At 65.8% G+C, this 19,823-nt stretch carries 37 protein-coding genes and 2 tRNA genes; 16 read left to right on the top strand and 23 right to left on the bottom strand.

Going from position 1 to position 19,823, the window contains the following annotated elements; genetic code table 11:
* Positions 1–19: 19 nt before the first annotated feature.
* From AC06E9_RS11685 to AC06E9_RS11610, 16 genes are all read right to left on the bottom strand, one after another.
* Positions 20–301: a hypothetical protein gene (locus AC06E9_RS11685; RefSeq protein WP_478056096.1), complete on the bottom strand. Its 282-nt coding sequence runs from the start codon at positions 299–301 to the stop codon at positions 20–22.
* Position 302: 1 nt separating this feature from the next.
* Positions 303–785, bottom strand: coding sequence for a hypothetical protein (locus AC06E9_RS11680; RefSeq protein ID WP_478056095.1), 483 nt, complete (start codon positions 783–785; stop codon positions 303–305).
* Positions 782–1,216 (bottom strand): hypothetical protein, encoded by a 435-nt coding sequence (locus AC06E9_RS11675; protein WP_478056094.1) that lies wholly within the window; start codon positions 1,214–1,216, stop codon positions 782–784. The genes AC06E9_RS11680 and AC06E9_RS11675 overlap by 4 nt, the downstream gene beginning before the upstream one ends.
* 17 nt (positions 1,217–1,233) lie before the next feature.
* Positions 1,234–1,749 (bottom strand): glycoside hydrolase family 24 protein, encoded by a 516-nt coding sequence (locus tag AC06E9_RS11670; RefSeq protein WP_478056093.1) that lies wholly within the window; start codon positions 1,747–1,749, stop codon positions 1,234–1,236.
* Between the two features lie 606 nt (positions 1,750–2,355).
* Complete coding sequence (locus AC06E9_RS11665) at positions 2,356–3,063, bottom strand: hypothetical protein (protein WP_478056092.1); 708 nt, start codon at positions 3,061–3,063, stop codon at positions 2,356–2,358.
* 234 nt (positions 3,064–3,297) lie between these two features.
* Positions 3,298–3,789 (bottom strand): hypothetical protein, encoded by a 492-nt coding sequence (locus AC06E9_RS11660; protein ID WP_478056091.1) that lies wholly within the window; start codon positions 3,787–3,789, stop codon positions 3,298–3,300.
* On the bottom strand, positions 3,786–4,154 hold the full coding sequence (locus AC06E9_RS11655; protein ID WP_478056090.1) for a Ref family recombination enhancement nuclease: 369 nt from the start codon (positions 4,152–4,154) through the stop codon (positions 3,786–3,788). Before AC06E9_RS11655 ends, AC06E9_RS11660 begins: the two co-directional genes overlap by 4 nt.
* A complete protein-coding gene (locus tag AC06E9_RS11650) occupies positions 4,154–4,441 on the bottom strand; it encodes a hypothetical protein (RefSeq protein ID WP_478056089.1) in 288 nt (95 codons plus the stop codon). Before AC06E9_RS11650 ends, AC06E9_RS11655 begins: the two co-directional genes overlap by 1 nt.
* A complete protein-coding gene (locus tag AC06E9_RS11645; protein WP_478056088.1) occupies positions 4,441–4,677 on the bottom strand; it encodes a hypothetical protein in 237 nt (78 codons plus the stop codon). Before AC06E9_RS11645 ends, AC06E9_RS11650 begins: the two co-directional genes overlap by 1 nt.
* Positions 4,674–4,931 carry a hypothetical protein gene (locus tag AC06E9_RS11640; RefSeq protein WP_478056087.1) on the bottom strand — a complete coding sequence of 86 codons (258 nt, stop codon included), beginning with the start codon at positions 4,929–4,931 and terminating at the stop codon, positions 4,674–4,676. The genes AC06E9_RS11645 and AC06E9_RS11640 overlap by 4 nt, the downstream gene beginning before the upstream one ends.
* Positions 4,931–5,584, bottom strand: coding sequence for a hypothetical protein (locus tag AC06E9_RS11635; RefSeq protein WP_478056086.1), 654 nt, complete (start codon positions 5,582–5,584; stop codon positions 4,931–4,933). The genes AC06E9_RS11640 and AC06E9_RS11635 overlap by 1 nt, the downstream gene beginning before the upstream one ends.
* The gene (locus AC06E9_RS11630; protein ID WP_478056085.1) at positions 5,574–6,461 is read right to left on the bottom strand and encodes a helix-turn-helix domain-containing protein; all 888 of its coding nucleotides are present in this window, start codon (positions 6,459–6,461) and stop codon (positions 5,574–5,576) included. The genes AC06E9_RS11635 and AC06E9_RS11630 overlap by 11 nt, the downstream gene beginning before the upstream one ends.
* Positions 6,462–6,464: 3 nt before the next feature.
* The gene (locus tag AC06E9_RS11625) at positions 6,465–6,779 is read right to left on the bottom strand and encodes a winged helix-turn-helix domain-containing protein (RefSeq protein ID WP_478056084.1); all 315 of its coding nucleotides are present in this window, start codon (positions 6,777–6,779) and stop codon (positions 6,465–6,467) included.
* Positions 6,780–6,784: 5 nt separating this feature from the next.
* The gene (locus AC06E9_RS11620) at positions 6,785–6,976 is read right to left on the bottom strand and encodes a hypothetical protein (RefSeq protein ID WP_478056083.1); all 192 of its coding nucleotides are present in this window, start codon (positions 6,974–6,976) and stop codon (positions 6,785–6,787) included.
* A gap of 29 nt (positions 6,977–7,005) precedes the next feature.
* Positions 7,006–7,191: a hypothetical protein gene (locus AC06E9_RS11615; protein ID WP_313424187.1), complete on the bottom strand. Its 186-nt coding sequence runs from the start codon at positions 7,189–7,191 to the stop codon at positions 7,006–7,008.
* A 58-nt stretch (positions 7,192–7,249) separates the two neighbouring features.
* Positions 7,250–7,711 carry a YdaS family helix-turn-helix protein gene (locus tag AC06E9_RS11610; RefSeq protein ID WP_478056082.1) on the bottom strand — a complete coding sequence of 154 codons (462 nt, stop codon included), beginning with the start codon at positions 7,709–7,711 and terminating at the stop codon, positions 7,250–7,252.
* Between AC06E9_RS11610 and AC06E9_RS11605 the strand changes: the two genes are divergently transcribed.
* The 10 genes from AC06E9_RS11605 to AC06E9_RS11560 all read left to right on the top strand — a co-directional run bounded on the left by AC06E9_RS11605 (position 7,710) and on the right by AC06E9_RS11560 (position 11,374).
* The gene (locus AC06E9_RS11605; RefSeq protein WP_478056081.1) at positions 7,710–8,291 is read left to right on the top strand and encodes a helix-turn-helix domain-containing protein; all 582 of its coding nucleotides are present in this window, start codon (positions 7,710–7,712) and stop codon (positions 8,289–8,291) included. The genes AC06E9_RS11610 and AC06E9_RS11605 overlap by 2 nt on opposite strands.
* A gap of 118 nt (positions 8,292–8,409) precedes the next feature.
* Positions 8,410–8,580 carry a hypothetical protein gene (locus tag AC06E9_RS11600; RefSeq protein ID WP_478056080.1) on the top strand — a complete coding sequence of 57 codons (171 nt, stop codon included), beginning with the start codon at positions 8,410–8,412 and terminating at the stop codon, positions 8,578–8,580.
* A gap of 153 nt (positions 8,581–8,733) precedes the next feature.
* Positions 8,734–9,126, top strand: a complete 393-nt coding sequence (locus AC06E9_RS11595; protein WP_478056079.1) for a hypothetical protein — start codon at positions 8,734–8,736, stop codon at positions 9,124–9,126.
* Positions 9,123–9,362 carry a hypothetical protein gene (locus AC06E9_RS11590; RefSeq protein WP_261997074.1) on the top strand — a complete coding sequence of 80 codons (240 nt, stop codon included), beginning with the start codon at positions 9,123–9,125 and terminating at the stop codon, positions 9,360–9,362. Before AC06E9_RS11595 ends, AC06E9_RS11590 begins: the two co-directional genes overlap by 4 nt.
* Complete coding sequence (locus tag AC06E9_RS11585) at positions 9,359–9,535, top strand: hypothetical protein (RefSeq protein ID WP_478056078.1); 177 nt, start codon at positions 9,359–9,361, stop codon at positions 9,533–9,535. Before AC06E9_RS11590 ends, AC06E9_RS11585 begins: the two co-directional genes overlap by 4 nt.
* The gene (locus AC06E9_RS11580; protein ID WP_478056077.1) at positions 9,532–9,768 is read left to right on the top strand and encodes a hypothetical protein; all 237 of its coding nucleotides are present in this window, start codon (positions 9,532–9,534) and stop codon (positions 9,766–9,768) included. Before AC06E9_RS11585 ends, AC06E9_RS11580 begins: the two co-directional genes overlap by 4 nt.
* Positions 9,765–9,899 (top strand): hypothetical protein, encoded by a 135-nt coding sequence (locus tag AC06E9_RS11575; protein WP_478056076.1) that lies wholly within the window; start codon positions 9,765–9,767, stop codon positions 9,897–9,899. The genes AC06E9_RS11580 and AC06E9_RS11575 overlap by 4 nt, the downstream gene beginning before the upstream one ends.
* Positions 9,887–10,069 (top strand): hypothetical protein, encoded by a 183-nt coding sequence (locus AC06E9_RS11570; protein ID WP_478056075.1) that lies wholly within the window; start codon positions 9,887–9,889, stop codon positions 10,067–10,069. Before AC06E9_RS11575 ends, AC06E9_RS11570 begins: the two co-directional genes overlap by 13 nt.
* A complete protein-coding gene (locus tag AC06E9_RS11565) occupies positions 10,062–10,601 on the top strand; it encodes a hypothetical protein (RefSeq protein ID WP_478056074.1) in 540 nt (179 codons plus the stop codon). Before AC06E9_RS11570 ends, AC06E9_RS11565 begins: the two co-directional genes overlap by 8 nt.
* A complete protein-coding gene (locus AC06E9_RS11560; protein WP_121040239.1) occupies positions 10,598–11,374 on the top strand; it encodes a hypothetical protein in 777 nt (258 codons plus the stop codon). Before AC06E9_RS11565 ends, AC06E9_RS11560 begins: the two co-directional genes overlap by 4 nt.
* 5 nt (positions 11,375–11,379) lie before the next feature.
* Here the strand turns inward: AC06E9_RS11560 and AC06E9_RS11555 are convergent, their stop codons facing one another.
* Positions 11,380–11,610, bottom strand: coding sequence for a hypothetical protein (locus tag AC06E9_RS11555; RefSeq protein WP_147433881.1), 231 nt, complete (start codon positions 11,608–11,610; stop codon positions 11,380–11,382).
* Positions 11,611–11,794: 184 nt separating this feature from the next.
* Here AC06E9_RS11555 and AC06E9_RS11550 point away from each other — a divergent pair, with 184 nt between their 5' ends.
* Both AC06E9_RS11550 and AC06E9_RS11545 read left to right on the top strand, forming a co-directional pair.
* Positions 11,795–12,430, top strand: coding sequence for an ASCH domain-containing protein (locus AC06E9_RS11550; RefSeq protein ID WP_478056073.1), 636 nt, complete (start codon positions 11,795–11,797; stop codon positions 12,428–12,430).
* Complete coding sequence (locus AC06E9_RS11545; RefSeq protein WP_478056072.1) at positions 12,423–14,330, top strand: DNA cytosine methyltransferase; 1,908 nt, start codon at positions 12,423–12,425, stop codon at positions 14,328–14,330. Before AC06E9_RS11550 ends, AC06E9_RS11545 begins: the two co-directional genes overlap by 8 nt.
* A gap of 8 nt (positions 14,331–14,338) precedes the next feature.
* Here AC06E9_RS11545 and AC06E9_RS11540 read toward each other — a convergent pair whose 3' ends face one another.
* Complete coding sequence (locus AC06E9_RS11540) at positions 14,339–14,566, bottom strand: hypothetical protein (RefSeq protein ID WP_478056071.1); 228 nt, start codon at positions 14,564–14,566, stop codon at positions 14,339–14,341.
* Between the two features lie 86 nt (positions 14,567–14,652).
* Here AC06E9_RS11540 and AC06E9_RS11535 point away from each other — a divergent pair, with 86 nt between their 5' ends.
* On the top strand, positions 14,653–14,979 hold the full coding sequence (locus AC06E9_RS11535; RefSeq protein WP_478056070.1) for a hypothetical protein: 327 nt from the start codon (positions 14,653–14,655) through the stop codon (positions 14,977–14,979).
* Positions 14,966–15,286 carry a helix-turn-helix domain-containing protein gene (locus AC06E9_RS11530; protein ID WP_478056069.1) on the top strand — a complete coding sequence of 107 codons (321 nt, stop codon included), beginning with the start codon at positions 14,966–14,968 and terminating at the stop codon, positions 15,284–15,286. The genes AC06E9_RS11535 and AC06E9_RS11530 overlap by 14 nt, the downstream gene beginning before the upstream one ends.
* On the opposite strand, the gene AC06E9_RS11525 is transcribed toward AC06E9_RS11530, so the two are convergent.
* A complete protein-coding gene (locus tag AC06E9_RS11525) occupies positions 15,196–15,807 on the bottom strand; it encodes a hypothetical protein (RefSeq protein ID WP_478056201.1) in 612 nt (203 codons plus the stop codon). The genes AC06E9_RS11530 and AC06E9_RS11525 overlap by 91 nt on opposite strands.
* Here AC06E9_RS11525 and AC06E9_RS11520 point away from each other — a divergent pair.
* Positions 15,694–16,338 carry a tyrosine-type recombinase/integrase gene (locus tag AC06E9_RS11520; RefSeq protein WP_478056197.1) on the top strand — a complete coding sequence of 215 codons (645 nt, stop codon included), beginning with the start codon at positions 15,694–15,696 and terminating at the stop codon, positions 16,336–16,338. The genes AC06E9_RS11525 and AC06E9_RS11520 overlap by 114 nt on opposite strands.
* Here AC06E9_RS11520 and AC06E9_RS11515 read toward each other — a convergent pair.
* Positions 16,289–16,363 (bottom strand) — tRNA-Val (locus AC06E9_RS11515). The genes AC06E9_RS11520 and AC06E9_RS11515 overlap by 50 nt on opposite strands.
* Positions 16,364–16,470: 107 nt before the next feature.
* Positions 16,471–18,501, bottom strand: a complete 2,031-nt coding sequence (gene uvrB, locus AC06E9_RS11510; protein WP_121041682.1) for an excinuclease ABC subunit UvrB — start codon at positions 18,499–18,501, stop codon at positions 16,471–16,473.
* 155 nt (positions 18,502–18,656) lie between these two features.
* Between uvrB and AC06E9_RS11505 the strand changes: the two genes are divergently transcribed.
* Positions 18,657–19,181 carry a GspH/FimT family pseudopilin gene (locus AC06E9_RS11505; RefSeq protein ID WP_152151469.1) on the top strand — a complete coding sequence of 175 codons (525 nt, stop codon included), beginning with the start codon at positions 18,657–18,659 and terminating at the stop codon, positions 19,179–19,181.
* A gap of 69 nt (positions 19,182–19,250) precedes the next feature.
* Here the strand turns inward: AC06E9_RS11505 and AC06E9_RS11500 are convergent.
* Positions 19,251–19,327 (bottom strand) — tRNA-Asn (locus tag AC06E9_RS11500).
* Between the two features lie 70 nt (positions 19,328–19,397).
* Positions 19,398–19,814: a type IV pilin protein gene (locus AC06E9_RS11495; RefSeq protein ID WP_183073773.1), complete on the bottom strand. Its 417-nt coding sequence runs from the start codon at positions 19,812–19,814 to the stop codon at positions 19,398–19,400.
* Between the last annotated feature and the right edge of the window lie 9 nt (positions 19,815–19,823).

Genomic DNA, 19,823 nt, shown 5'->3' with positions numbered 1-19,823 from the left:
CCGAACGTCAGGTTTTTGGTCAGCGTTCCGGCGAGGGAACAGGCTTCCCTCCCAAGTGCTCGATTGCGTCAAGCTGGGCTTCGTACTGCATCAGGCACCGCTTCCGCCCGTTACTCACGTCGAACACCAGCGAAGGCTTTCCGTCGCGCACCCAACTGCAGCGCTTGGTCAGCGCAGCATCGATGGGCACGTAGGTGGCCACCGGTACGTTGATGACTGCCGGCGGCGGCTGGTTCGGCTTGATGGGCGCGGCCCGGCATGCGGCCAGCAACACAGCGGTGACAACCACGATGACGCGCATATCAGTACCCCTTCAGTGCCGGGCAGGCGGAATCGAGCAGCTCCAGGGCCGCCTTGCAGGTGTCGGGGCGTCGCTCGTACTGGGCCTTCCAGGTGGCAGCATCCTGTTCCGCTGCCTCGATCTTGGTAGCCAGGCCGTTGAGCGCCGCGGCGCTCTCGGCCTTCAGCACCTCCAGCTTCTCGGCCTCAGCGCGCAGTGCCGCAGCAACGTCAGCCAAGCGCTGGTCGCGGTCCTCAACGTCCGCCTGCAGTCGGGATGCGTCGGCATCCCAATCGGCCTTGACCTTGACCACCTGCGCGCTCAGGTCACGGATGCGCTGCTCTTTCTCGTACGCGGACAGGCCGGCGACCATGAAGCCAAACGCCAACACCGCGCACACCAGCTTGATCTTGCTGCCAGGCTTGCGCAGCCAGACCACCGCCTCGGTGAGCGCGTCGACGATCAGGCCCCACAGCGCAGCGGCCAATCGAATCAGGCTGCTCATGGCTTTTCACCTCCGATGGTGCCCGTAGCCTTTTCAACCAGGCGCACGTAGCCAGGCAACAGCCGGCGAATCATGACCCCGGATAGACCTGCAAGCGGCAGCTGCGGCGCCCCGGCCAGAGACGTAAAAATGGATGCCGCGACGGCGATGACCCATGCGGCCACGATGGCGTAGGCGACCACTGCCACACCCAGCGCCAGCCAGCGCGCGACCGTCTGCAGGAGGCGGTGCCCCCGGCGACGGCCAGCATCTGCGGCGACCCGCTCGGCGTCTTTCTCCGGTAGCAGCAGCACGCCAATAAGGGCCCCGGCCATCGCGACCAGCAGAACCGATTGGGGCACGCCCAGAATGATGCGATCAGCTTCACGCAGTGCATCAGCTGTAGCAGGTGCCACTACTGCCGCGGTGAAGGTGCCGACTGCGATTTTCATGGTGCACACAGGCTCGGTCATCGAGCGACCACCCCGCCGGCTTTGCGGTACGCAGCCAACAGGCTGTCGAGCTTGTGCTCAAACTGGCCATACCCCGCGCCGGGCAGGCTTGCCCAGATGTTGCGCACCGCCGCAATCGCCTCGCGGATCCGTCCAGCCTGGATCAGCGGCAGCGCGCGCCGCTCGTGGATCAGCTGGATTGCCCACAGGTCCTGCGACAGCGGGCCGAAGTCCGGCAGCTTCAGCAGCGCGCGATAGTGCGCGTAGTCCTTCAGCATGAACTGATAGCGGCCCGACGCATTCGAGGTCAGTCCCTTGCTGTTGATGCGCTTGGATTTCCTGCCGCGCGAGAAGGGATGCGCCGAATAGTCGGTGAACACCTCCGGCATGCGGTCCGCTCCAGTCACGATCACGTCATAGCCGCGATCTTTGGTCGGCTGGCGGCCATTGTCGGTCCCTTCGGACCACGCCAACATGTCGAGGAAGGCCACGACGTTCACGCCGCCAGCCATTAAAGGGGAGATTTCGGCCATCTCTGGCTCCTGCTTTTGTAGTATCAGCGTCGAGCGCCACCCGCCTGCAAGCCATGGCAACGCTCAGCCCATCAAACAAGGACGGAAAGAAATGTCGGAACGCTCTCAGAACGAACTAAATTCCTTTGAGCAAGGCATCCTTCTCACTCTCAGTACCCTCGTAGGAGAACTGAAGGAAAAGGGCCTGGTTGACTCGGAAAAGCTCAACAGAATCCACAGAATCCTGTTGGAATCACCGTCGGCAGAAGCCGCAGCTACACCGCTTACGAAGAGCCGCTGGGAATGGGGAATTAGCCCACTACTGGCAAACGTGGAAGTGAACGGGCAGTAGAGCGACTACCTTGACTTGCTGAACTGCAAGACGGGGTTCCCGCTGGCAGTTCAGCTTTAGACCGGATTCGATTCCTGGCGCTCACCCCACCGGCCTGGTGGGGTGCGATCTGTGCGCTTACTGTCTCTGACTGAGGTGCCCACCACACTGCCGGCTCGGCGCGAGGGTAAATCCGGTCTGGATGGCGGGCAAAGAAAAAGCCCCGGCTGTGGCCGGGGCTTGCGTCTGGATAGTGGCTAGATTGCCCCTGCTTTTGATGACCTAGCAAGTCATCACTACGCAGCGCGCGTCAGCGCCCTTCCGAACTCCGCCGCTGCACTTTCCTCCAAGGCCCGCATGCGGCCGAGCATCCACACATAGACGGGCTGCCAAAAGCGGCTGTAAGCCGAGCAATCGGCCCCGATTGCTGCGGCACGCTTGCGCCCGCTCAAAGGTTCAAACCCACTTCCTGCGCAGGCATCGCACTTCATCACGCCAAGACCATCCTCGGCTGGCTGGGTGCGTTCCCCGTCGCACGTTTTACAGGCGCAGGCCATCGCCATCTCACTTATCACTGCGCCGGCCAGCACGCCCAACTGCTCCATGGTGTTGTTCGGCCAGGTGCCAGCGCGCGCCACCTCCAGCGCCAGTTCGGTCCGCCGCACCTCGTTACGCTGTACCTCCGTAACAGCGCCGCCACCCCACCCCATGCTCGCCTTGGCGATGCCGAACTCGGTCCTGGCCGTGCTGAGCGCGAATTGCTGGCGGTTGAACTCGGGCGCAACCAGACCGATCACGCCTTGGCGCAAGTAATCCCGGCGGCGTACAGCACTCTCCGGCCACCACAGCGCCTCCAGCAGCTCCCGGCCCAATCCGTCCTGGACGTAAGCCAGTGCCGCTGCAATGTCCTGCGTGGTCAGGTCGGGGGTGCCGCCCCGACCCGTGTCGAATTTAATGGTTGTCGGCCCCATCCGGCTGGACAGCAGCTCACGTACGTTCCCCATGCCCCTACCCCTTATGCTTTCGTCGATTGATTTCTCGGCGCAGCGCGCGTGCCCGCCGCAGTGCCTGCTCTGCCTCGCGGCGGCTGGCCGGGGCTGTCCACGCCCTCGTCCATCGCATCGCGGCTATGTCTTGCTGGATGCTGCTCAGCAGCGCCAGCGCCTTGTCGTCGTAGCGGGTCAGGTCCATCCGTCCAGCTTGCAGCCATCGCGTCGCACCGACCGCGACCGTTTCCCCTATGCAGCCTGCTCCCAGCATGCGGGCAGACGCTCCACCTTCCCGCCCCTGGCCTCAAACTGCTCCAGCGTCTCCATGGTGGCCATAGACTTCACCTTGGCGGGCACAGGCGTGTTGGCCGCCTGCATCTCTACCCGGGCAGCGCGCGAGCGCTTCGGCGCCGCTGGTGCGCGCTGGCGGGGTGGGCGCGGCGTCCTGACCCGCCTTGCATCCCTCTCGCGCTGGCGTTGCTTCCGCTCGGCATCGGTCAACACCACGCGCGGCATGCCCTGCCCCGTCAGCTGGTACACGGGGCCGATCTTCGTCTCCGTGCGGGCGAGGAACCCTGCGGCGACGCAATAGCGCACCGCGTCGCGCACTGCCGAGCGTTGGTCGGTCGTCTCGGCACCGCAGCCCTCGCAGATCGCCAGCGACGTCCAGGGCGCGTCGATCGCGTTCTCGGTCAGCCAAGCGCGGACAGTGGCCGGGGTCGGATTGGTTTTGGTGGTCATGCTGCCTGCCTCTGTTCGTTGACGAACGTCTGCTGGTCAATCAGCTCGTCGTCGGTGCCATACGTCTCGTGGAAGGTCCGCGAGCCATCCATCAGGCTCGGGCCGTAGATCTCGCGTGTCTCCGCGAAGGTTTTGCCGGGCATCGGGTGCCGGCGGTGGTGCCACACGCACAGGGCGTACCCGAAGGCATGCCCGCGGCGCTTGTTCCCGCTCTTGGCGTGGTTGTAGTCGCAGCCGTAGACCACCAGGCGCGCGCCCAGCAGGTCCTGGGCGACCAGCGACAGGCATGCCATGCATGGACCCACCTTGGACGCCTCGATGCGGGCGGCCTCGGCAGCGGTCGGTGGCGGCGCTTTCGACCACATCAGGCCTGGCCCTCCCTGGGAAGCCGCGAGGCGCACACCCGCCGGTAGTAGCCGATGTAGTGATGCGGATCCTCGCCATCGCCTGGCATGTGGAAGCTCATGCGCTTTCCCAAGTCGCATGGGTTGTAGTCCCGCGGCGGTTCATCGCTCTGTGTCCAGAACTTGAAGTGCCGGCACTCGTCGCAAGGCTCCACATCACCCACGTCCTTTCGCTCGTTCCGACGCCGCACAACCTCTTCCAACAGCTGGTCGGTGGTGAACTGGGCAAGTAGCTTCTTGGCAGCCATCAGCGCGCGCCTCCCCTGCCCCTCTGGTCCTTGTCGGCCAGCCGCCAGCCGTGCTGCCACGCGTCTGACTTCGGCGTCGTGTGGGCAACCTGAGGGAACTGGCCGCCCGCCGGCTGGTCATGCCAGACCAGGTGCGGGTTGGTGCTCAGCCCGGCGCCGTTCAACCGGGCCGAATAGCCGGCGTTGATCTGGGCAGCGAACTCGCTGCGGGCCTTGAAGGCGGTGAAGTCGGTCACGGTGATGTGGCTCCTGTTGAACGGGTACGGCGCCGACCCGGTGGGCGGGCCAACTGGCGAACCTGGGCCTCCAGGCGCTTTGCTTCGGCCATGTAGTGCTCGTGGCGCTCCTGCCGGATGGCCGCGCTGAATTGGAATTGCTTCAGCGCCTCGTCGGCGGACTCGCGGTGCGCCTTGGCCAGCTTTTTGAGGGTCGGCACTTGCAGGCGCGGGTCGTGCTTGAAAATGTCCAGTTGGTTGTTGTCAGAGCGCATCAGGCCGCCAGCTCCCGTGCCATTTCCTCCAAACGCGCGCGGATCTTCTCGTTGGCGCCTGGCGCGGCCTCTACCTTCCCGGCCAGCAAAGCCACCGGGTTGAACGTCGGCGCAGGCGCGGCCAGCTGCAGGTGCTGGCTCACCGCCTCGTGCTGCAGCAGGCCCTTGGTCACCGCATCCGACAGCACCGCGCTGCGGCTGGCGGCATCGAAGCCCAGCGACGGGGTGTAGGTGGCCACCTGCCGCTCAGCGCGCGCCTCCTTCAGCAGACGGGCGTATGCCTCCAGGAAGGCCGGCCGCGCCGCGATCTTGTCGCCAGCCTCGACCAGCGGCCGCGCCACGTTCCATGCCTGCTGGGTGATCGTGGTCCACACCACCGTCGCGCGCTCGTCAGCCGCTTGGATGGCCACCGCCCATGCCTCGTTGGGCGCAGGGTGGCCGTCGTCGATCCGCTCCAGCACCGCAGCCAGCGACAGCCGGCCCTTCAGTTCCCGGCGACAGCTGGCCAGCGCCTTCTCCAGTACCGGCAGCGCGTAGCAGTCCAGGTCGTGAACCATGAAGGCGGCGGCGGTCGGGCGCAGCTGGTCACCGATCACCTCGGCGGTGACCACCAGCAGTTCAACCAATCGGTCCTGCTCGTGATCAGCCAGCATTGACCGGTCTCCCCTTACGCAGCAGCAACTTGGCTTCCTCGGCGGCGCTGAGGTTGGACTGGGTCTGGTCCGTGTGCTGGGCGCTGGTCGTCGTGACCTGCCGGCCAGTCGCCCACTGCGTGCGGTACGCCTCGGCGCCTGCCAGCAGCACGCCCAGGTCGTGCATCCGCTTCACGGCGTACTGCTCGTTGACGCCCAGGAACCAGCCGGCCACCTGCGGCGCCTCTTCCCTGCCCAGCCGCTTCACCAGGTCCCGCACGTTGGTGTTCACCTTGGCGTTGCGCACGGGGTCCACACCGTGCCGCAGACGGTAGGCCGTGCGGTAGGCCGCCCACGTCTGCCTGCAGGCTTCCTGCATCTGCGTTTCGAGGTCCGCCTTCGACAGCGGCGCGGCCAGCGCCGGAACTGACGGTTCTCCTGACGGTTCAATGGGGGTTATATGACGGTTAGGCGGCACGGGGCGCACCTCCAGACCTGCGCCCCCTGCCTCACCCCCTGCACCGGGCGCATCCCCGGGTGCACCGGGCGCATCCCCTGCATCTGCTGCACCCCCTGCGCCCGGTGCAGCCCCCGATTTCTTGGCCTTGCGCTTCGCCTTCGTGCCAGCCGCCGACACGTCGAACTTGCTCGGCGTCACCGAATACACGTTGCTGCTGTTGAAGCGCCGCTCACGGCTCAGCAGGCCGACCGCTTCGAGATGATCCATGGCGGTGCGCACTGCGCGCTCGGACATGCAGCAGCGCTTGGCGATGGTGCCGATGGCCGGCCAGCACACGCCGTCGTCGTTGGCTTGATCGGCCAGGGAGATGAGCACAGCCTTCTGCGTAACGCTCAGGCTCTGCAGCGGCCAGCACTGGCTCATGATGATCGTAGACATGGTTCAGACCGCCAGTGTGTAGTTGTCGCCCGGGGCCACCGGCCACCAGGTGCACGCGCTGCGGCCGGTGACCTCGCACGGCTTCTTCGGGCCCCGCCACGCGCGCCCGTCTTCCAGCAGCTCAGGGAGACGACGCGCGAGCATGTAGCGGTCGTGGCCGGTGGCCTTGGCCAGCTCCATACTGGTCAGGCCCGGGTGCGCCTTGAGCGCACCGGCGGCGCGGTCCTGCTGGGCGCTCTGCACGCCGCTGGATACCACGTGCGCGGCGGCGTCGTGGCTGGTGCTGATATCGGTCGAGCGCGCGAGACGGCTGCTCATCGGTACTACCTCGTTGATTCATCGGGCCGCTTGAGGGCCTGAAAAGGGACAACATCGCCATTGCTTCGGGAGAGCCGGTAGCGCCGCCCCAATTCGGCGCGGGCCAGATCGGTTGCGGCCTGGTCAACGGTCATCCCGGCGTGGGCCGCGTACTGCTCAAGGCGTTTTCGCTCGTCGCGCGACAGCAGTAATTCCATAGGCCCTCCATCGGGACTCTTCTGGCCCTTCAGGCGGCGTCTGCATCAGAGCTACGCTGTTCCAACGACGCGAGGCCAGCCAGCACCAGGTCGCGCACGAACACCGCCGGCTGGCGGCCGTTGAAGTTCGCCAATGCCTCAATCACAGCTTTTTCGGAGTCGTTGAACCGGACCTTGATCGGGTTATCACGAATGTTCGAAGGGTCTGCGTACATGTCCGTATGAATGCCTCAGGAGGAATGGGTGAAACAGCGCAATGCAGAGCGCGGCACGTCAGGCCGCGTCAACAGAAACGATTCGATCGATATCCGCGTCTTCCGGCGCGGTAGCAGCCTCTTCTTGTGGCTGGACGCCGAGCAGCTGCACCACCTGCGGGAGAGCTGGGACGCCCTGCTCTTCCGGCCAGGCCTGGACCTGGCCAACGGGAAGCTTCAGCACCTTGGCCAGGTGTCCGTCATTGCCCAGCCCCAACTTCTCCCGCAGCGCGCGCTTGGTGATCTGCGCCTGTGCGATCGATGCGCCCGGCGAGATGGTGCCGTCGGTCGCCGGGCCGAACACGGCCGGACACAGTTCGTGCCGGGAAACGCCGGTGATCGCCTCAATCTTGATCACGTGGCCTGGCGGCACACGCCGGCGCTTGCGCCAGTTGCTCACTGTGTTCTGTCCTACGCCCAAGGAAATGGCGAGGGAAGTGACCCCGCCGGCGGCTTTCACAGCTTTGTCGAGTGCGTCCATGCTCAGTAGCATCACATATCGTGATCCTGTGTGCAACACGTTTTGTGTTGGCGCAACATCACAGACCGTGAAGAATTGCGGCATGGCCTTTTCTGACAACCTCCGCGCCGCCCGTCTCCGTAGTGGGATGACCCAAGAAGCCCTGGCACTTGCCTGTGGCTGGTCGGGCCAAAGCCGCATCGCGAATTACGAGTCGTCGGCACCCAGCGCGCGCGAACCCAAGGTGTCCGAGGTTCCGCTCCTGGCCAAGGCGTTGGGCGTATCAGTCGCCTCGCTCTTCGGTGAAGCGCAGGTGTCTCAATCCGCGCGACCCGATCCTGCCATCCTCGCCAGCACGTACCGCTTCTTAGTCGATGCGTTCGCAACGTTGGGCAAGGCCGTCGAATTTGAAACCGAGGCCGACCTGTTCGCAGACGTGTACGAGTGGATTGCGGCGGACGACCGCCCGGCCGATCAACGGAACCTGGTGGATTTTGCGAAGTGGCGCGATAAGCGTGATCAGGAAAGGGGCAAAGGAATAGATGAGCAAAACGGAAGCGCTGCTACACAAGTTGGTAGAGCGAATCAACGCAGCGCCTAAGGCGCGTCCTCCACTTAAGTCTGTATCGGAGCTGGCAACGCCCGGCTTTGATTCAGTGGTCCGTGAGAGCCACATCCGGATGATCCGGTCGCTGGCGCGAACCTATAGGCAGTTCGGCATGCAGCTGCTTGTCGACCAAGCCACGCTGGGTAAAGCCGGCATCGACGACCTGACCGATGACGAATTGATTGCCCTCCACCGCGATCTGGATCGAGCCCGCGAGTGCATCCGGGACGACGTGTCCTTCGAGGAAGCGGGAATCCTCCGCAACTCCTTCGACCAGCGATAAGCAGAATCTGGGCGATTTCCTGAACGGAATTTGCCCAGTTCATAAAACGCGCGTCGTAACATCACATATCGTGTTGACTTAAGGATCACGTTTTGTGATTCTACTGCCGTCGCCCCAGTAACAGCCCATCCGGGCCGGGGCACGGAGACTTCCATGGCTTACATCACCGCCAGCGCGCGCGCACGCCCCGTCGTGGAAGCGCGCCCCCGTAACGAATCCATCGTGATCAAGGTCGGCGACGCCCTGCTCGTCCTCGACCAGGCCGAAGCCATCCAGCTCAGCGCCGACCTGATCGCCGTCGCCGGTCATGCCGACCCCGCTGGCATCAGCGGCGGGGTCGCTGCCTTCGCAGATCATGCCCTCGATGCAGTGGCGATCGCCGTCGGCAGCAGGCGCATCCTCGACCTGTCCGCATCGGCCTGGGCAACGCTTGCCATGCAAGGCTCCAGCGCCGCGCTCGAACTGCGCGCCAACCACATCCGCACCGGCATGCGCATCGGCCCCCTGCAGCTCGGCAACGCCGACCTGGTCGAGGCTCAGGCATGAGCGCGTCCCCCGCGATCCAGCAACTGCGCAGCAACCTCGCATGGTGGATTCGCCTGGAGCGAGGCGCATCCCGCCGGGCGCGCCACTTCGAGCGTCGCGCGAACAACCCAGCAAACCCGAACCGCGCCGCCTCGGCACGCGTGGCAGCTGGCTATCAGATCGATGCCGCAAAGGACCGGCGCCGTATCGAGGAGCTGCGCAACACGCTGGCTCGACTCGAAGGCGGTGCCGCATGACCGACCAGGACTTCATCGCCGCCATGAAGCGCGGCCTGCCGCCCATCGACCCGCCGGTCTGGTGCGGCATCGATCTCGCCACCGGCGCGGACGTCTCCGTAGAGGCAGACATAGACGCCGCCGGGGCCATCACCAACATCCGCGTCATCCAGCCCTCCCAGGAGCCAGCATGAGCGCCGTCATCCTCCAGTTCCCCACCAACACCGCCCAGCGCGCCAACGGCGCCAGCCTGGCCGTGGCGATCGCTGCCAAGCGCATGGGCTACCGCCCGCACCACATCGCCCGGGCCGCCGCCCTCGCCCGTCGCGAGGTGCTGGACGGCCACAAGAGCGCCGCCCGCGCCGTCGCCGACATGACCCGCGACCTGTCCCGTGCCGCCCGCAACCACACGCCGGGGGCCGCATGAGCGGGATCGACTTCGCCTTCGGCCTGATCGTCGGCTTTGCCGCTGGCGCCCTGCTGGCCACCGCTTGGCTTCAGCGCCGCCAGGAAGAGCACTTCGCCAAGCTCATGGAGCAGATCCGATGCGCTGGCTGAGCCAACACTGGCGCGCCGCCCTGCTGGCGCTGCTCGCCGCGCTGCTGGGACTCGTCTCGTTCGGCATGGCATGGGTCCGCATCTACGACACCGGCGTGTACCTGCTGATGGGTGCCCTGCTGTGCGCCAGCTTCGTGCCCGACGCGTGGAGGCGCGGCCGCGATGGCTGATCCGACCGTGGCCTCTACGGTGCGTGCCATCCGCCGGGCAGGCGCCGCCGGCGAACCAGTGCCGGCTGAGGTCGCCGCAGCCTGGGCGAAGGCCCTCATGGAGCAGCTGTATGGCATGCAGAAGCCAGTTCGCTACGAGTGCCGGCGCCGCGGCACCAACGATCCATGGGAAGAGGCCGAGCCGGGCGACGTGACGCACCCGCGCCGCCGCAACTTGGTGATCCGCGCGCTCTACCTGCACCCGCCGGTCGGAAAGCAGGAACACCGGTGGCCGCCCGGAAGCAACGGTGACGGCCGATGCCTGGACTGCGACGAGGCCGAATGGCTCGCAGGGCCGGACTGCCGGCCGCACGCCCCGCTCCGCGACCACCGCTCATCCGTGCCCTTCCGCATCACCTGGCTGATCGAGCCGCTCGAAAAGCTCCAGTACCTGACTAAGTTCCTCGGCCCGACAGACCGCGCCAAGTGGCGCAACGAAACCACCTACCTCATCGACCGCATCAGAGACCACGAGAAGGGAAGCCAGCCATGACAACCGAGAAGCCCGCCGCGCCACTCAGCACCAGCGATGGCGCCCGCTGCTACATCGCTCACTTCTTCGCGCGCGAGATGCGTCGACACGACTTCACTACCTACATCGCGACTGAACTGGCTGCCGACTTCGCATGCGCGCTGGCCCAGTACCTCGCCGCAACTGGCAAGCAGCCGGTTGGCGAGGTGCAGGGGGATGCGCGGGCAAAGTGGCTGGAGGTTCGTGGTCTGGCCGCGGGCATCGTCAAGAATCTCGAAGCATTCGCCGCATCGCCGCACAAGGCGGCATGGTGCGGGGCGCTGGATGATTCGCTGTCGTTCGCTGATCAGATCGAAAAGGATGCGGCCGCCGCCCTCGCTGCCCGCCAGCCGGTTCGCATCTACGGTTGCTGCGCGCAGCCGGAGGGTGAGCTGCACACTGCCGAATGCCCGAACATGCGTCACCTCGCCGCCCGCCAGCCGGGGGCGCAGCCGCCTGTCGGGCAGGTACGCACAAGGGTCGATGGTGGATTCATCGCCGAGCTGTTCCCTGGCGTGGCGGATCGCGTGAGCAACATGGCACCGCTTTATGTCGCTGCGCCCGCGCAGGGCATCGACCTGGGGCCGTTCCGCACCCAGGTTGCCGAGTTGCTGCGCATGGAGTTCGATCTGGAAGTCGCAGATCCGGAAGACCACCGGCACGACGATGGGGCAAGCGAAGCCGAACGGATCGCCAGCAAGATCGCGGCCCTGATCGACCAGCGCGATGCAGCGCCGGGGGTGGGCAATGGCTGAGTTAGTTACTCATCCTCAGGGAGCGATTCCACCACTTTCAGTGCTTGGTTTTTCGCAAGGATCAGCGCCTCGCCAGGATACGGACAAATGTCCGTGCTTCCCCGGGCAACCGAACGGTCGAAATTGCACTGATGAGCATGGTAAATCGCCCAATGCCCAGTCCATTGGCCCGCAGCACAACGCTGCTCGCCAGTCGCACTCCAGTGAACAAGATATGGACCAACGAGCTCGTACATCTGGCAGTTCCTCCCTGATTGACGTCGTCGTCCACGACTGTGCCGCCACGCCTTCGAGTTGCCTATTCACTAGCCAGTGTAGGAAAAGTCCGTCACAGACACTGCAGGCTTGTGATCACCCTACCACCCTGGCCACCGTCAAGCCGCCGCGTGACCGGCGCACCAGGCTGCGGGAGGACCGGTAATGCGCGAGCGACCCATCCTGTTCAACGGCGCCATGGTGCGCGCCATCCTGGCCGGCCAGAAGACACAGACCCGGCGCGCGGTGAAGGGTATCGCGTTGGACTGGCTCGGTAAGGCCCAGTTCACGCCCGAGTACGTGGCCAGCCCGGGTAACGACCTGTGCCCCTTCGGGCAGCCCGGAGACCGGCTGTGGGTGAGGGAGACGTGGCGGCCGGAGACCATCCATAGCTGCGCGATGGACACCTGCGACTGCGATAGCGTCGGCGTCAGCTACGCGGCAGACGGCGAGTGGATCCCGCACACCTGGCAGAACCCGCCGCCGGACGATTGGTACATGCCGGCAGCGGCGGCGCGCGGCAACGTCCCGAGCATCCACATGCCGCGCTGGGCCTGCCGGCTGGTGCTGGAGATCACCGCCGTCCGCGTGGAGAGGCTGCAGGCGATTAGCGAGGCCGATGCGATCGCGGAAGGCCTCTCCCAATCCGATACCGGCAGCTGGCTGCCCGGGCCGTGCGACCACCCCGAGTGGGCCTTCCACCAGCTGTGGGCGCAGGTCTACGGCGATCCCGCGTGGGAAGCAAACCCTTGGGTGTGGGTCATCGAGTTCAACAAGATCAACGAGGTTTCCAATGGCTGATGGCTCCCGCTCCTTCAACTTCCCCCTGCCGCAGCGCTCCCGCCTGCGCGCCGGTGAGATCGTGGTCGATCTGTTCGCCGGCGGCGGCGGCGCCAGCGAGGCGCTGAAGCAGGCGCTGGGCCAAGACCCGGCGCTCGCCTACAACCACGACGCGCTGGCGATCGGCATGCACGCGGCGAACCACCCGCTCACCAGCCACCACCGCGAGGACATCTGGCATGCGGACCCGCGCGTTGACGTGGCCGGCCGCGCGATCGGATGGTTCCATGCCTCGCCGGACTGCACGCACTTCAGCCAGGCTAAGGGCGGCCAGCCGCGCAGCCGGAAGACCCGTGCGCTGTCCTGGGTTGTGATTAAGTGGATCGGCATGCTGCTGCGCGCTGACCTGGTCAACGGCACCAACACCGCGCCGCGCATCTTCTCCATGGAGAACGTGTGGCAGATCCTGACCTGGGGCCCGCTGATCGCCAAGCGCTGCAAGACCACCGGTCGTGTCCTGAAGATGGACGGCACCGTTGCTGAGCGCGGCGAGCGTGTGCCGGTCGAGCATCAGCAGCTTGTGCCGGACAAGAGCCGCACCGGCCGTACCTGGCGCCAGTTCGTCGCCGCGCTGCGTGCGCTGGGCTACGTGGTCGAATGGAAAAAGCTGGTGGCGAGCGACTACGGCGCCGGCACCAGCCGGGTGCGCCTGTTCCTGCTGGGCCGTCGCGACGGCGAGCCGATCGTGTGGCCTGCGGCAAGCCACGGCACCGCGCCGGGCCAGAAGCCGCGCGTATCGGCCGCCGACTGCTTGGACTTCAGCATTCCCTGCCCGTCCATCTTAGGGCGCAAGCGGCCGCTGGCCGACGCCACGATGCGCCGCATCGCCAAGGGCACCATGCGCCACGTCATCCAGTCTGCGGACCCGTTCATCGTGCCGGTGACACACCAGGGCGCCGACCGCGTCCATGGCGTGCACGAGCCGCTGCGCACCATTACCGCCGCCAATCGCGGCGAGCTGATGTTGGCGATGCCGGAACTGGCGCCCTTTATCACCGAGCATGCCAACGCCAGCACCCAGCGGACCATGGATGCGAGCGACCCGCTGCGCACGATGTGCGCCGGGGTGAAGGGCGGCCACTTCTCGGTGGTGACACCGATCCTCGCCGGCGTCGGCGGGCGCGCTGGCCAGTCCGAGCCGCGGTCAGGTGGCGATCCGCTGTACACGACGACCGCCAAGGCCGACACCGCGCTGGTGGCGCCGCACCTGGTGAAGTTCCGAGGCGACAGCATCGGCACGCCCGCCACTGAGCCAGTGCCAACGATCACCTCGGGTGCCGGCGCCGCCCGCCCGGCTGGCGCTGCGCACGCGCTGGGCGTATCCACCGCCTTCATGGTCCAGGCCGCGCACGGCGAAGGTCGACCAGGCGGTGCACAGCGCTGGGGAGCTGGCAGCAAGTCCGCCGATCTGCCAGTTGGCACGGTGACCGCCAGCGGAAACGGCGGCCACGCGGTTGCAGAGGCAGAGCTGGCAGAGCTATCGCCCGAGCACCACGAGGGCGCGCTGCGGGTGGCCGCCTTCCTGGTCAAGTACTACGGCGCCGGCGCCAACGTGCCGAGCCTGACCGATCCCGCCGACACGATCACCACGAAAGACCGGCTGGCGCTGGTCACGGTGGTCATCAAGGGCACGCCCTACGTCATCGTGGATATCGGCCTTCGCATGCTGAAGCCGCACGAGCTCTACCGCGCGCAGGGCTTCCCGGCGGGCTACATCATCGATCGCACTGCCAACGGCACGCCGCTGACCACCAGCGCGGCCGTACGCATGGTCGGCAACAGCGTCAGCCCGCCGCCGCTGCGGGCCCTGGCCGAGGCCAACCTAGACCCGGTGGCGCTGCCGCTGGCGGAGGCGGCCTGATGGCTCCGTCAGCGGACTCGCAAGGTTCCGTCTTCGCTGACGCCGGTCACGCCCTGAAGCTGCTGCTCAATGAAATCAGTAGCTTCGATTGCCTGGGTAAGTTGAAAGCCCTCGAAGTAGTGGGGACGAATGATGTTCCGCCCGGCGTGCTTGACCCAGATAACGGGTCGATAGACCGAGCCACCGTCGTGTTCTACCGCCGTCCACGCTTCCCATTCTCCGAAATTCCTCTGCATGGCAATCCCCCTGTCGTTGTGAGTCCGAGGCTGGACGAGAAAACGACCCCGCGTCAAGCACCTTCCCATAGTTCAGGAGCCCGTCGATGACCCAGCGACACATCAGCCATCCCGAGCCGCTGCCGGCCTGCGCCGCCGGTCACAGCGCGCGCCACATCCACGACCTGCGCAGCATCGCCGCCGGCGGCGGCCACTTCGTTGAGTGCCGGTGCCGGGCGACCCGGAAGCACGCTGAGCCGGACGCGGCCTTGGCCGAATGGCGCCGGGTCAACCGGCCCGCCCGCAGCGCGCGAAAGGTAATGCCCGCGATCGCCGCGCCCGGGGCGGACAACATCGTGCAGCTGGACTTCGGTGCGGCCCTGGCAGAACCGCAACGCCGGAAGGCGGCGGGAGGGGCCCATGGGCGCCGCTGAGCGACTGCCGGAGCTGTTCACCGAGGAACAGGCGGCAGACTATCTCGGGGTCGCTGAGGTGACCCTACGCCGCCGCCGCGCCGCCGGCATGATCGGCTTCACCCGAATTGGCCGCCAGGCCCGCTACACCGAAACGCACCTTCTGAACTACCTGGAGCAGCAAACGTGTCAACCCGCTTCCGTCTCGGCGATTACTGGCTCGAGCAGCGCAAAGGCTCAACCGTCTGGTATCGCGCGTGGCGCGACGCCACGGGATGCAAGCAGCGCGCTTCGCTTGGCACAAGAGATCCTGACGAAGCCAAGGTAGCGCTGGCGCAGTGGTTTGTTGAGAACGCTGCCATGAATGATCAGGCGCCGTCCGACGTGCTGCTGAGCACGGTGCTTACGCGGTACATGCATCAGCATGGGGATGCTCTGGCCAGCAAGGACAGCGCGAGCCGCGGCGCGGATCTCTGGAACGAGTTCTTCGGGGCGGCCGCCACAGTTGCCGACGTGACCATCCCGCGCCAGGAGGATTTCTTGAAATGGCTGGCTGAGCGCGAGTATTCCGACGGGTACGTGCGCCGCATGCTGGGTGTGGGCAAGTCCGCAATGAACCGGGCATGGAAGCGCGGCGAAATCTCGCAGGTTCCATTCGTCGAATTGCCGCCGGTCGGCGAGGCCTACCCGCACTATGCAACGCGCGACCAGATCGTGCGGCTGCTGAACGCTGAAATGCCCGAGCACATCTGGGCTTACTTCCTGGTGCGCCTGTGCACGGCGTGCCGAGGCGATGCAGCGCGCGACCTGCAACGCTTCCAGGTGGACGTGGAAGCGCGCCTGGTGCACCTGAATCCGGCGGGCCGCAGGCAGACGAAGAAGTACCGCCCGACAGTGCCGCTGCTGCCGGCTCTGGAGGCCTACCTCGCCACCGCCAAGCCCGAGGCCTATCTGGTCCACTGGCACGGAAGCCACATCAAGTCGATCAAGACCACGTGGCGGAAGCTGCGCAAGCGCGCCCTGCTGCCGGCGTGGTTCGTGCCAAAGACCCTCCGGCACACCCTGGCGACGTGGCTGCGCCAGCGCGGCGTGCCCGCATGGGACGTGTCCGGCCTGCTGGGCCACCACGCCGGCGGCACGACGGATACCTACGCGAAATTCGACCCGGCATACATGGGCCCGGTACGCGCCGCGCTGAACGAGATCATTGAGGATTTGGGGAAGGATGTTCCAAGACTGCGTGCCCTACTTGGGGTCACTATGGGGTCACCTTGCGTGACCCCTGAATCTGCTCTTTCCACCTCAAGCCTTGGTGTATCTGGCCTGAGAGTGGTGGGCGGTACAGGGTTCGAACCTGTGACCCCTACCATGTCAAGGTAGTGCTCTACCGCTGAGCTAACCGCCCGTTTTGCTTTCCTGCCCCGCTGCGAATGCGTCGGTGCAGGCCGCGTATATTACGGACGCCCCCCGGAAAGCGCAACACTTTTGTGAAGATATTTCACAACGTGGTGTTCAGCCCAGACTGGCCTCCTTCAACTGGCGGATCTGATCGCGTACGCGGGCCGCATCTTCGAACTCCAGATCGCGGGCGTGCTGGTACATCTGCTGCTCCAGGGCCTGCAGGCGCTTGGCGATCTGAGCCGGCTCCATTGTGCGGTAATCGGTGGACTCTTCGGCCACGCGCCCGCCCTTGCCTTTGCCCTTCCCTTTGCCGCGCGACTCTTTCTCGGCCGCTTCCGAACGCGCGCCTTCGAGCACATCGGTGATCGGACGCAGCACCGATTTGGGCACGATGCCGTGCAGTTCGTTGTATTCGACCTGCTTGGCGCGGCGGCGGTCGGTCTCGTCGATCGCGGCCTGCATCGAGCGGGTCATCTTGTCCGCATAGAGGATCGCCTTGCCGCGCAGGTTGCGCGCGGCGCGGCCGATGGTCTGGATCAGCGACCCGGTCGAACGCAGGAACCCTTCCTTGTCGGCATCCAGGATCGCCACCAGCGACACTTCCGGCATGTCCAGGCCTTCGCGCAGCAGGTTGATGCCGACCAGCACATCGAACTTGCCCAAGCGCAGATCGCGGATGATCTCCACACGCTCGACAGTATCGATATCCGAGTGCAGGTAACGCACGCGGATGCCGTGTTCGGTCAGGTACTCGGTCAGGTTCTCGGCCATGCGCTTGGTCAGCGTGGTGACCAGCACGCGGTCGCCCAGCTTGATGCGTTCGTTGACTTCGGACATCAGGTCATCGACCTGGGTGCCAACCGGGCGGATTTCGACCACCGGATCGATCAGGCCGGTCGGGCGCACCACCAGCTCGGTGATCTCGCCTTCGGTCTCGCGCAGCTCGTACGGCCCCGGCGTGGCCGAGACATAGATGCTGCGCGGGCAACGCTCCTCCCACTCTTCGAAACGCAGCGGACGGTTGTCCAGTGCCGACGGCAGGCGGAAACCGAACTCGACCAGGGTTTCCTTGCGCGAGCGGTCGCCTTTGAACATGGCGCCGATCTGAGGAATGGTCACGTGCGATTCGTCGATCACCAGCAGCGCATCCGGCGGCAGGTAATCGAACAGCGTCGGCGGCGGATCGCCGGCGTTCTTGCCGGTGAGATGCCGCGAGTAGTTCTCGATGCCGTTGCAGTAGCCGACCTCGGCCATCATTTCCAGATCGAACTGGGTACGCTGCGCCAGGCGCTGCGCTTCCACCAGCTTGTTCTGTTCGTACAGCTGTTCCAGGCGGACCTTCAACTCTGCCTTGATCGTGTCCACCGCCGACAGCACGCGCTCGCGGGTGGTCGCGTAGTGGGTCTTGGGATAGATCGTGTAACGCATCATCTTGCGCAGGCTTTCGCCGGTCAGCGGATCGAACATGCTGATCTGCTCGACCTCGCCTTCAAACAACTCGATGCGCACCGCTTCGCTGTCCGATTCGGCCGGGAACACATCGATCACCTCGCCGCGCACGCGGAAGGTGCCGCGGTGAAGCTCGAACTCGTTGCGGGTGTACTGCAGCTGGGTCAGGTGCTTGATCAGGTCGCGCTGGTCGATCCGCTCACCGGTGGAGAGGATCAGGCGCATCGACAGATAGTCCTCGGGCGCGCCGAGGCCGTAGATCGCCGACACCGTCGCCACCACGATCGCATCCGGGCGCGACAGCAGGGTCTTGGTCGCCGCCAGCCGCATCTGCTCGATGTGCTCGTTGATCGAACTGTCCTTCTCGATGAAGGTGTCCGACGAGGGCACGTAAGCCTCCGGCTGGTAATAGTCGTAGTAGCTGACGAAATACTCGACCGCGTTGTGCGGGAAGAACGACTTGAACTCGCCGTACAACTGCGCCGCCAGGGTCTTGTTCGGCGCCATCACCAGCGTGGGTTTCTGCACCCGCTGGATCACATTGGCGACCGTGTAGGTCTTGCCGGAACCGGTGACGCCGAGCAGGGTCTGCTTGGCGATGCCCGCCTCGAAGTTGGCGGTCAGTTTCTCGATGGCCGCCGGTTGGTCGCCCGCCGGCGAATACGGGGATACAAGTTGGAAACGATCGCTCATGGTGCCGCCACTGCCGGGAAGCCTTCAGTATAACGGCCGGGTTGGTGACGGCCTGTTGAGGGGAGTGCCGACAGCAAAACGCGGCATGAACCGGCGGCGGCGGGGCCTTCGGGCCGCCAGAGTGAAGGTTGCCTGCCCCCTCCTGGACGGTCACCGTGAAACACTCCCGCCCAGCCACCTGCGCCGGCGTGACGCTGATCCAGTCGCTGATCGCGATGGCGGTCATGGCCGTGCTCACGGGCATGGCCCTGCCGGCCATCAAGCAGACCCGGGAACGCCTGCAGGCCGACAGCCTGCGCATGCAGCTGGCCTCGGCGTTGGCGACCGCGCGCAACACGGCGATCACCGAACGGCGCCCGATCGCGGTCTGCCCCACTGACGATGGCGTGACGTGCGGCCGGAACTGGAGCCGGGGCTGGGTGCTCTATGCCCCCGCAACGCCCTCCTCGGCCGAGGCTCCCTCCGCAGGTCACCTGCTGGTGCAGCAGCACGCCCGCTCGCGGCTGAGCGCCGGGGGGAGTCAGTCCAAGCCCCGCATCCAATTCCGGCCGGATGGGCGGCTGAATGGCAGCAATCAGTCAGTCACCTTCTGCCTGGACGGCGCCTCCCAAGGGAAGGTGGTGGTCAGCCTTGCAGGCCGGATACGCAGCGAGCGGCCGCGTGGTCCCGTGGCCTGCTGAGGCACGCGTTGCCCGCCGCGCGGAAACACAAAAAGCAAAAGCCGCGATTGCTCGCGGCTTTTGCAGATCTGGCGCCCGAAGTTGGACTCGAACCAACGACCCCCTGATTAACAGTCAAGTGCTCTAACCGGCTGAGCTATTCGGGCGGGGTGCGCATTCTAGCCAGCATCGGCAGTGTGATGCAAGCACTCCCACACAACCCGCGATATGCCAGCGTCACCAGCACCCGGAGACGGTCTTTTCAGTGGGCTTCTTGCGCCCCGCCTGATCCAGCGCCAACGTGCCGCACTTGTCCTTCGCCTGGGTTCCGCCGGCCACCGGGACGGCCTGGATACCGAACGTACTCGCCGTCGGGTCCTTGTCGAAAGACAGGGTGTAATGTGCGGTGCCATCGCGCGGTGACTGGGTGAACTGCAGCGTGGCGGTGGCGTACGTGTTCTGGACCGTGTGGTAACGCTCCAGGTTCTGGGCCAGTTCCACCAGATCGGCCTTGGCCTGGGCGCGCCGGGATTTCCGCACGGAGTCCTGGTAGGCCGGCATGGCGATGGTGGCAAGGATGGCCACCACGGCCACCGTAATCATCAGCTCGATCAGGGTGAAACCGGCGACCCGGCGGCGCAAAGCGGTCTGCATGGGGGCTCT

The sequence above is a fragment of the Stenotrophomonas sp. Steno-Z10-BAI genome (genome assembly GCF_056393115.1).
Note: the sequence above shows the minus strand (reverse complement) of the source record. Positions and strands in the feature narration are given on the sequence as shown.

What these genes read in the sequence shown, in the direction of transcription:
- AC06E9_RS11585 (WP_478056078.1), top strand. Translation starts at nt 9,359, where the DNA reads ATGACCGACCAGGACTTCATCGCCGCCATGAAGCGCGGCCTGCCGCCC.
- AC06E9_RS11670 (WP_478056093.1), bottom strand. Translation starts at nt 1,749, where the DNA reads ATGGCCGAAATCTCCCCTTTAATGGCTGGCGGCGTGAACGTCGTGGCC.
- AC06E9_RS11655 (WP_478056090.1), bottom strand. Translation starts at nt 4,154, where the DNA reads ATGTGGTCGAAAGCGCCGCCACCGACCGCTGCCGAGGCCGCCCGCATC.
- AC06E9_RS11595 (WP_478056079.1), top strand. Translation starts at nt 8,734, where the DNA reads ATGGCTTACATCACCGCCAGCGCGCGCGCACGCCCCGTCGTGGAAGCG.
- AC06E9_RS11545 (WP_478056072.1), top strand. Translation starts at nt 12,423, where the DNA reads ATGGCTGATGGCTCCCGCTCCTTCAACTTCCCCCTGCCGCAGCGCTCC.
- AC06E9_RS11635 (WP_478056086.1), bottom strand. Translation starts at nt 5,584, where the DNA reads ATGCTGGCTGATCACGAGCAGGACCGATTGGTTGAACTGCTGGTGGTC.
- AC06E9_RS11610 (WP_478056082.1), bottom strand. Translation starts at nt 7,711, where the DNA reads ATGGACGCACTCGACAAAGCTGTGAAAGCCGCCGGCGGGGTCACTTCC.
- AC06E9_RS11590 (WP_261997074.1), top strand. Translation starts at nt 9,123, where the DNA reads ATGAGCGCGTCCCCCGCGATCCAGCAACTGCGCAGCAACCTCGCATGG.
- AC06E9_RS11550 (WP_478056073.1), top strand. Translation starts at nt 11,795, where the DNA reads ATGCGCGAGCGACCCATCCTGTTCAACGGCGCCATGGTGCGCGCCATC.
- AC06E9_RS11680 (WP_478056095.1), bottom strand. Translation starts at nt 785, where the DNA reads ATGAGCAGCCTGATTCGATTGGCCGCTGCGCTGTGGGGCCTGATCGTC.
- AC06E9_RS11605 (WP_478056081.1), top strand. Translation starts at nt 7,710, where the DNA reads ATGCTCAGTAGCATCACATATCGTGATCCTGTGTGCAACACGTTTTGT.
- AC06E9_RS11650 (WP_478056089.1), bottom strand. Translation starts at nt 4,441, where the DNA reads ATGGCTGCCAAGAAGCTACTTGCCCAGTTCACCACCGACCAGCTGTTG.
- AC06E9_RS11675 (WP_478056094.1), bottom strand. Translation starts at nt 1,216, where the DNA reads ATGAAAATCGCAGTCGGCACCTTCACCGCGGCAGTAGTGGCACCTGCT.
- AC06E9_RS11530 (WP_478056069.1), top strand. Translation starts at nt 14,966, where the DNA reads ATGGGCGCCGCTGAGCGACTGCCGGAGCTGTTCACCGAGGAACAGGCG.
- AC06E9_RS11560 (WP_121040239.1), top strand. Translation starts at nt 10,598, where the DNA reads ATGACAACCGAGAAGCCCGCCGCGCCACTCAGCACCAGCGATGGCGCC.
- AC06E9_RS11625 (WP_478056084.1), bottom strand. Translation starts at nt 6,779, where the DNA reads ATGAGCAGCCGTCTCGCGCGCTCGACCGATATCAGCACCAGCCACGAC.
- AC06E9_RS11570 (WP_478056075.1), top strand. Translation starts at nt 9,887, where the DNA reads ATGCGCTGGCTGAGCCAACACTGGCGCGCCGCCCTGCTGGCGCTGCTC.
- AC06E9_RS11495 (WP_183073773.1), bottom strand. Translation starts at nt 19,814, where the DNA reads ATGCAGACCGCTTTGCGCCGCCGGGTCGCCGGTTTCACCCTGATCGAG.
- AC06E9_RS11565 (WP_478056074.1), top strand. Translation starts at nt 10,062, where the DNA reads ATGGCTGATCCGACCGTGGCCTCTACGGTGCGTGCCATCCGCCGGGCA.
- AC06E9_RS11620 (WP_478056083.1), bottom strand. Translation starts at nt 6,976, where the DNA reads ATGGAATTACTGCTGTCGCGCGACGAGCGAAAACGCCTTGAGCAGTAC.
- AC06E9_RS11535 (WP_478056070.1), top strand. Translation starts at nt 14,653, where the DNA reads ATGACCCAGCGACACATCAGCCATCCCGAGCCGCTGCCGGCCTGCGCC.
- AC06E9_RS11615 (WP_313424187.1), bottom strand. Translation starts at nt 7,191, where the DNA reads ATGTACGCAGACCCTTCGAACATTCGTGATAACCCGATCAAGGTCCGG.
- AC06E9_RS11660 (WP_478056091.1), bottom strand. Translation starts at nt 3,789, where the DNA reads ATGACCACCAAAACCAATCCGACCCCGGCCACTGTCCGCGCTTGGCTG.
- AC06E9_RS11630 (WP_478056085.1), bottom strand. Translation starts at nt 6,461, where the DNA reads ATGTCTACGATCATCATGAGCCAGTGCTGGCCGCTGCAGAGCCTGAGC.
- AC06E9_RS11640 (WP_478056087.1), bottom strand. Translation starts at nt 4,931, where the DNA reads ATGCGCTCTGACAACAACCAACTGGACATTTTCAAGCACGACCCGCGC.
- AC06E9_RS11665 (WP_478056092.1), bottom strand. Translation starts at nt 3,063, where the DNA reads ATGGGGAACGTACGTGAGCTGCTGTCCAGCCGGATGGGGCCGACAACC.
- AC06E9_RS11575 (WP_478056076.1), top strand. Translation starts at nt 9,765, where the DNA reads ATGAGCGGGATCGACTTCGCCTTCGGCCTGATCGTCGGCTTTGCCGCT.
- AC06E9_RS11685 (WP_478056096.1), bottom strand. Translation starts at nt 301, where the DNA reads ATGCGCGTCATCGTGGTTGTCACCGCTGTGTTGCTGGCCGCATGCCGG.
- AC06E9_RS11580 (WP_478056077.1), top strand. Translation starts at nt 9,532, where the DNA reads ATGAGCGCCGTCATCCTCCAGTTCCCCACCAACACCGCCCAGCGCGCC.
- AC06E9_RS11555 (WP_147433881.1), bottom strand. Translation starts at nt 11,610, where the DNA reads ATGTACGAGCTCGTTGGTCCATATCTTGTTCACTGGAGTGCGACTGGC.
- AC06E9_RS11600 (WP_478056080.1), top strand. Translation starts at nt 8,410, where the DNA reads ATGCAGCTGCTTGTCGACCAAGCCACGCTGGGTAAAGCCGGCATCGAC.
- AC06E9_RS11540 (WP_478056071.1), bottom strand. Translation starts at nt 14,566, where the DNA reads ATGCAGAGGAATTTCGGAGAATGGGAAGCGTGGACGGCGGTAGAACAC.
- uvrB (WP_121041682.1), bottom strand. Translation starts at nt 18,501, where the DNA reads ATGAGCGATCGTTTCCAACTTGTATCCCCGTATTCGCCGGCGGGCGAC.
- AC06E9_RS11520 (WP_478056197.1), top strand. Translation starts at nt 15,694, where the DNA reads ATGCCCGAGCACATCTGGGCTTACTTCCTGGTGCGCCTGTGCACGGCG.